The organism is Dactylosporangium sp. NPDC005555, from assembly GCF_040605635.1.
Lineage (GTDB): Bacteria > Actinomycetota > Actinomycetes > Mycobacteriales > Micromonosporaceae > Dactylosporangium.
The window spans coordinates 131,106-138,249 of the sequence record NZ_JBEXDG010000026.1; the positions used below are offsets into that span (position 1 = coordinate 131,106).

At 72.8% G+C, this 7,144-nt stretch carries 3 protein-coding genes; 1 reads left to right on the plus strand and 2 read right to left on the minus strand.

The genetic code is table 11. From position 1 onward, the window contains the following. Window positions 1-10: 10 nt before the first annotated feature. Together ABZS58_RS27735 and ABZS58_RS27740 are read right to left on the minus strand one after the other, a co-directional pair. Window positions 11-838: a 2-oxo acid dehydrogenase subunit E2 gene (locus ABZS58_RS27735; protein ID WP_354786135.1), complete on the minus strand. Its 828-nt coding sequence runs from the start codon at window positions 836-838 to the stop codon at window positions 11-13. Window positions 839-869: 31 nt separating this feature from the next. Further along, the gene (locus ABZS58_RS27740; protein WP_354786136.1) at window positions 870-1,976 is read right to left on the minus strand and encodes a 3-oxoacyl-ACP synthase III family protein; all 1,107 of its coding nucleotides are present in this window, start codon (window positions 1,974-1,976) and stop codon (window positions 870-872) included. Window positions 1,977-2,111: 135 nt separating this feature from the next. Here ABZS58_RS27740 and ABZS58_RS27745 point away from each other — a divergent pair. Beyond that, window positions 2,112-7,144 (plus strand): beta-ketoacyl synthase N-terminal-like domain-containing protein (locus ABZS58_RS27745; RefSeq protein ID WP_354786137.1); only part of this gene is annotated, 5,033 nt, incomplete at its 3' end.

The following is a 7,144-nucleotide window of genomic DNA, read 5'->3' on the forward strand; positions in this document are numbered from 1 at the left end:
GGCCGCCGCGTCACCGGTTCGTCCCGTGCGCCGCGCCGACCGGCTGCGCCGCGACGGCGGGGCCCGGATCGGCGGGCGGATCGGCGGGGAATCCCTCCAGCGCGTCGACCAGGTCGCCCATGAGGTCGGCGGCCGCCGCCCCGTCGATGACACGGTGGTCAAAGGCCATGCTGAGCCGCATCGTCGGCGCGATCCCGAGCGCGCCGTCCCGGACCACGGGCCGGTCGGCCACCCGGCCGAGGCCCAACGTGATCGTGGTGCCTCCGTTGGAGTAGAACCCGTCCACCGGCCGGTGGCCCAGCGACGTCACGGCCAAGGTGCCCAGGACGCCCAGCCGCTGCCGCGGCGAGTGCGCCACGGACCGGAACATCGCACTGCCCAGGACCGGCGGAAGCCGGTGCATCAGTCGCGCCCCGCCGAACTCGGGCAGCCGCGCCGGGTCACCGTCCCGCACGCCGTCGATGCGCTCCTGGATGTCCCGCAGGGTGGCGATGTGCACGTCCGGGATGAGGCCGGTCAGCACCACCCGCACGCCGTTGAGCTCTTTGTCGAAGGCCAGCTTCGCGTGCACGTTGTCGTATCGCACGAGGCGCGGGCGCAGCCGGCCGCAGAGCGCGGCGTTCGCCTCCGGATGGGCGGCGAGCACCCGGCCCGCGGCGTGCAGGACGTAGGTCACCCATGACGGCGGCCGCTCGTGCACGCGGGCCTGTTCCCGGTCGCGGCGGACGGCGGACATGTCGACCTCGGTGTCGAGGAAGACCGGGGAGTGCCCGCGGGCGTACCTGAGGAAGTGCAGGGTGTGCCGACGCTCGCGCGGCACAGGCGTGATCCTGGTCATGACGCGTCACCTCCGCTGGGGCCCGGGCCTGTCATGGCTTCTCCAGGACGAACCCGGCCCTGATCCACTTGCTGGACTCGACTGAGATGGCGACCACCCGGTCGCCGCTGACCAGCTCGGGAAGGACCATCTGGAGCTGGGTGAAGGGCAGGGCGTTGGCGGTGTTGCCGGTGTCGGCGACGCAGCTGACCTCGACCGCGGCGGGGACCCCGAGCCTGCGGACGATGTCCTCGGTCATCCGGCCCGACAGCTGGGGCGGCAGCAGGTAGTCGATGTCCGCGGGTGTCCATCGCAGGTCGCGGAGCAGCTCGGCGAGGATCTCCGCGGCGATGACCGGGACCGACTCCTGGACCGCTTTGAAGTCCTCCCACACTGCCGGCGTCGCCGGGTCGCTGTCCGCCGGCCCGAACCATTCGACGATCTGCGCGGGGGGCCGGTGCAGGCCGGTGAGCTCCAGCAGGACGCGGCGCAGCACCGGCGCGTCGGGGAAGTCGGCCCCGTCACCCAGCACCACAGCGCCGGCGCCGTCACCGAACAGGACCGCGTTCACCATCTCCGCCGGCGGCAGCCTGCTGTAGTCCAGCCGCAGATCGACGTGCTTGGCGCAGACGTCGCCGCCGATCACCAGCGCCGTGCGGGCATCACCGGCGAGCAGTGCCTGGTGCGCCAGGTCGAGCGCCTGCACGGCCCCGGTGCAGCCGGACTGCAGCTGGTGGACCGGGACCGGGCCCACGCCGAGCCGGTCCGCGATCTCCTCGGCGGTGGTGGGCAGCAGCCGGTCCGGCATGGATGTCGCCATGACGACCAGGTCGACGGCGCCGGCGTCGATCCCGGCGGCGTCCAGCGCCCGACCGGCCGCCTGCACACCGAGGTCGGCGACCGAGCAGCTGACGTCTCCGGTGCCGAGGTCGATGGCCAGGTACCGGCTCCGCGTGCCGACGAAGGTGTCGATCCACTCCTGGAAGACGGGCGACATGCCCAGGCTCTTCGTGAGCAGGGCGTTGTCGACGGCCTCGCCCGGTAGTGCCGTGCCGGCCGATGCCAGGCGTACGTCCCGCGCCTCCACCCCGCAGTACCTCCCGATGCTCGGCGCGCCGGTACCGCCGGTCCGGCGCCGCGGCACCACCCTCGGCCGCACGCCCAAAGCACCGCTAAAGGGTCGCCCGGTGTCCCCTCGCCGTGACCATCCGCAAGGCCGGGTTTAGCTGCTCTTCAGCCCGTGCGCTCACGGTCGACGAGCCGGACCTTCCCTGTCACTCTGCGAGTGGGATCGATGACTGAAGCGCTAGCGGGACCTGCCACCTCGGACAATGCGATCGCCATCGTCGGCATGTCGTGCCGGCTGCCGGGCGCCCCGGACACCGCCGCCTACTGGCGGCTGCTCCGCGAGGAGCGCCACGCCGTCACGGAGGCACCGGCGGACCGCCCAGGCTTCGGCCGCGGCGGTTTCCTCGAGGCCGTCGACGGCTTCGACGCGGCGTTCTTCGGCATCTCACCGCGCGAGGCCACCTCGATGGACCCGCAGCAGCGTCTGTTCCTGGAGCTGTGCTGGGAGGCGCTCGAGGACGCGGGCATCCTGCCGTCGGTCCTCGCCGAGACCCGGACCGGCGTGTTCGCCGGCACCATCGCGAGCGACTACGCGACGCTCTTCGCCGGCCGCGGCGGCGGCCGGATCTCCCCGCACCTGCTGACCGGCCTGAACCGGGGCATCATCGCCAACCGGGTGTCCTACGCGCTGGGCCTGCGTGGCCCGAGCCTGACCGTGGACTCGGCGCAGTCGTCGTCGCTGCTGGCCGTCCACCTCGCCTGCACGAGCCTGCGCGAGGGCGAGTCCGCCGTGGCGCTCGCCGGCGGCGTCAGCCTGATGCTCGACCCGCAGAGCACCGCGACCGTCGAACGGTTCGGGGCGCTGTCGCCCGACGCCCGTTGCTTCACCTTCGACGCGCGCGCCAACGGCTATGTGCGCGGCGAGGGCGGCGGCGTGGTGGTGCTCAAGACAGTGGCACGGGCCCGCGCAGACGGCGACCGGATCCACGGTGTCGTCCTCGGCGGCGCGGTCAACAACGACGGCGCCACCGACGGGCTGACCGTGCCGAGCGCCGAGGCACAGCGCGACGTCATCCGGCTGGCGAACCACGCGGCCGCCGTCGAACCCGGCGACGTGCAGTACGTGGAGCTGCACGGCACCGGCACGAAGGTCGGTGACCCCATCGAGGCGGGCGCGCTCGGCGCCGCGCTCGGCGCGGGCAGGCCGGCCGGGCACCCGTTGCCGGTCGGGTCCGCGAAGACCAACATCGGTCACCTCGAGGGCGCGGCCGGCATCGCCGGGCTGCTGAAGGTGGTGCTGAGCATCAAGCACCGTCTGCTCCCGGCCAGCCTGAACTTCGAGACGCCGAACCCGGGCATCCCGTTCGGCGAGCTCAACCTGAGCGTGCAGCGGTCCTCCGCGCCGTGGCCGGACGAGCGGCGCCGCCTGGTGGCCGGGGTCAGCTCGTTCGGCATGGGCGGCACCAACTGCCATCTCGTCGTCGCCGAGCCACCCCACGACGAGCCACCGAACGACGAGCCACCGCGGGCGGACGCACGCCCGGACCACCCTGTCATGGCCGGATGGCAGGTCTCCGGCCGTGGCCCTGACGGCCTGCGCGGGCAGGCGGCGCGGCTACGCGCGTACGCCAAATCCACCGCCGGTCTCGCCGTGCCGGACGTCGCGTTCTCGCTCGCCACGACCCGCACGGCCTTCGAGCACCGCGCCGTGGTGCTCGGCGGGGACGCCGGCGAGATCGCCGCCGGGCTCGGCGCCCTCGAGCGCGACGAACAGGCGGCGAACGTCGTGCGGGGTGTGGCGCGCCCGGTCGGCGGCACGGTGCTGGTGTTTCCCGGGCAGGGGTCCCAGTGGGCCGGCATGGCGCTCGGGCTGCTGGACACGTCTCCGGTCTTCGCCGAGCGGCTCCAGGAGTGCGCGGCGGCGCTCGCCGAGCACGTGGACTGGTCACCGGTCGACGTGCTCCGGGGCCGCCCCGCAGCGCCGCCGCTGGAGCGGGTGGATGTGGTCCAGCCGCTGCTGTTCGCGGTGATGGTCGCGCTCGCGCGGCTCTGGGAGGCGCAGGGGATCCGTCCCGTCGCGGTCATCGGCCACTCCCAGGGTGAGATCGCCGCCGCCCACCTCGCGGGTGCCCTGTCGCTCGCCGACGCGGCGGCCGTCGTCGCACTGCGCAGCCAGGCGATCACCGCGCTGGCGGGCACCGGCGGCATGGCGTCGATCGCCGCGCCCGCGGACGTGGTCCGGGCCCGGCTCGCCGGGTACGCCGACCGGCTCAACGTGGCGGCGGTGAACGGGCCGGCCACCACGGTCGTCTCGGGCGACCCGCGGGCGCTGCAGGAGCTGCTGGCCGGCTACGAGGCGGACGGGATCCGGGTCCGCACGATCCCCGTCGACTACGCGTCGCACTCGCCGCAGGTCGAGTCGATCCGTGACGGCCTGCTCCGGGCGCTCGGCGGCATCCGGCCGCGCCGCGGCGAGCTCGCGTACTACTCGACCGTCACGGGTGGCCTCCTGGACCCCGCTGAGCTGACCGCCGGCTACTGGTACCGCAACCTGCGCCAGACGGTCGAGCTGGACTCCGCCGTGCGCGCCGCGGCGTCGGCCGGCCACCGGGCCTTCGTCGAGTGCAGTCCGCACCCGGTGCTGACGGGAGCCGTCGCAGAGACGTTGGAGGCGGCGGACGTCCCGGACTCCCTCGTCGTCGGCACGCTCCGGCGCGACCACGGAGACCTGCGGCAGTTCCAGACGTCCCTCGCCCAGTACCGGGTGCAGGGCGGGCAGGTGCGGTGGACGCAGGACCGCGGGTCCATGGCCCGGCGTGTCGAGCTGCCGGCGTACGCCTTCCAACGCCGGCGTTTCTGGTTCGACCTCGCGTCCCCCGCCGACGCGCCGGAGCCGGAGGTCGCCGACGCGCCCGCGGGACGACGGGCCGGGGCGTCCGCCGGCCGGGACCACGAGCTGTTCGACCTGGTCCGCGCCAGCTCGGCCATCGTCCTCGGCCACGACACGCCGGACGACGTCGACATGAACCTGCCGTTCAAGGACCTCGGCTTCGACTCGGCGAGCGTCGTCGAGCTGCGCGATCGCCTCGCCGCGACAACCGGTCTGCGGCTGCCGAACACGGTCATCTTCAACCATCCGACGCCGGGCGCGCTCGCCCGTCACCTGCGCGACGAACTGGCCGGGGAGGCGACCGGCCCGGACGCTCCGGCGACAGCGACGGCCACCGCGGCCGGTGACCCGATCGTGGTGGTGGGCATGGCCTGCCGGTACCCCGGCGGCGCGACGTCATCGCAGCGGTTGTGGCAGCTCGTCGCCGACGGGGTCGACGCGACCGGGGAGTTCCCGTCCGACCGTGGCTGGGACCTGGACCGCCTGCACAGCCCGGACGGCGACGGCGCCGGCACGTCGGCCACCCGGCGGGGCGGCTTCCTCTACGACGCGGACCAGTTCGACCCGCAGTTCTTCGGCATCAGTCCGCGGGAGGCGGCGGCGATGGATCCGCAGCAGCGGTTGTTGCTGGAGACGGCGTGGGAGGCGATCGAGCGGGGCCGGATCGACCCGGCGAGCCTGCGCGGCAGCCGCACCGGCGTGTTCGTCGGCGTCTCCGCGCAGGACTACGGGCCGCGGCTGCACGAGCGGGCGAACGGTCACGAGGGGTATCTGCTCACCGGGCAGTCGCCGAGTGTGGCGTCGGGGCGGGTGGCGTACACGCTCGGTCTGGAGGGTCCGGCGGTGACGGTGGACACGGCGTGCTCGTCGTCGCTGGTGGCGTTGCACCAGGCGTGCCAGGCACTGCGCAGCGGTGAGTGCGACCTGGTCCTCAGCGGCGCCGCCGCGGTGATGGCGTTGCCGGGCATGTTCGTGGAGTTCAGCCGCCAGCGGGGGCTGGCGCCGGACGGCCGGTGCAAGCCGTTCGGTGCCGGTGCGGACGGGACCGGCTGGGCCGAGGGCGCCGGAATGCTGCTGCTGGAGCGGCTCTCCGACGCGGAACGCAACGGCCACCCGATCCTCGCGGTCGTCCGCGGCTCGGCCATCAACAACGACGGCGCCAGCAACGGCCTCACCGCACCCAACGGCCTGTCACAGCAACGCGTCATCCGACAGGCACTCGCCAACGCCGGACTCGACCCCACCGACGTCGACGCCGTCGAAGCCCACGGCACCGGCACCACCCTCGGCGACCCGATCGAAGCCCAGGCACTGCTGGCCACCTACGGCCGGCAGCGGCCCGCGGACCGGCCGCTGTATCTCGGCTCCATCAAGTCGAACATCGGTCACACCCAGGCCGCGGCCGGGCTGGCCGGCGTCATCAAAATGATCGAGGCGATGCGGCACGCGACGCTACCGCAGACGCTGCACGCGGACGAGCCGTCACCGCACATCGAATGGGACGGCAGCATCCAGCTCCTCAACACCCCACTCCCCTGGCCCAACGGCCGGCCGCGGCGGGCTGGGGTGTCAGCGTTCGGCATCTCCGGCACCAACGCCCACGTCATCCTCGAGGAACCGCCGGCCTCTGGAACAGCAACGGTTCCGGCGGGCGAGACGCCTGTCGTCGCGTGGCCGATCTCCGCGCGTACCCCGTCCGCGTTGCGCGCTCAGGCCGAATCTCTGCAGACGCATCTGGCCGAGCATCCCGATCTGCAACCCGCCGATGTCGCACATGCGCTCACCACCACCCGCACCCACTTCGACCACCGGGCCGTCATCATCGGCACCACCACCACCGAACTCACCACCGGACTCAAAGCCCTCACCCACAACCAACCCACACCCAACCTCATCACCAACACCACCCGCACCACCGGCAAAACCGCCTTCATCTACCCCGGCCAAGGCAGCCAATGGCCCGGCATGGCCCAACACCTCTACAACACCTCACCCACCTTCACCCACCACCTCAACAACTGCGCCGACGCCCTCGCCCCACACACCAACTGGAACCTCATCGACGTCCTCACCCAACAACCCAACGCCCCAACCCTCGACCACACCCACATCGTCCAACCCGCACTCTTCGCCGTCATGATCGCCCTCACCCACCTCTGGCAACACCACGGCATCACCCCCGACGCCGTCATCGGCCACTCCCAAGGCGAAATCGCCGCCGCCCACATCGCCGGCGCACTCACCCTCGACGACGCCGCCCACATCATCGCCCATCGCAGCAACACCCTCACCACCCTCCCACCCACCGGCGGCATGGCCACCATCAACCTCCCCGCCAACCAAATCCAACCCCACCTCACCAACCACCC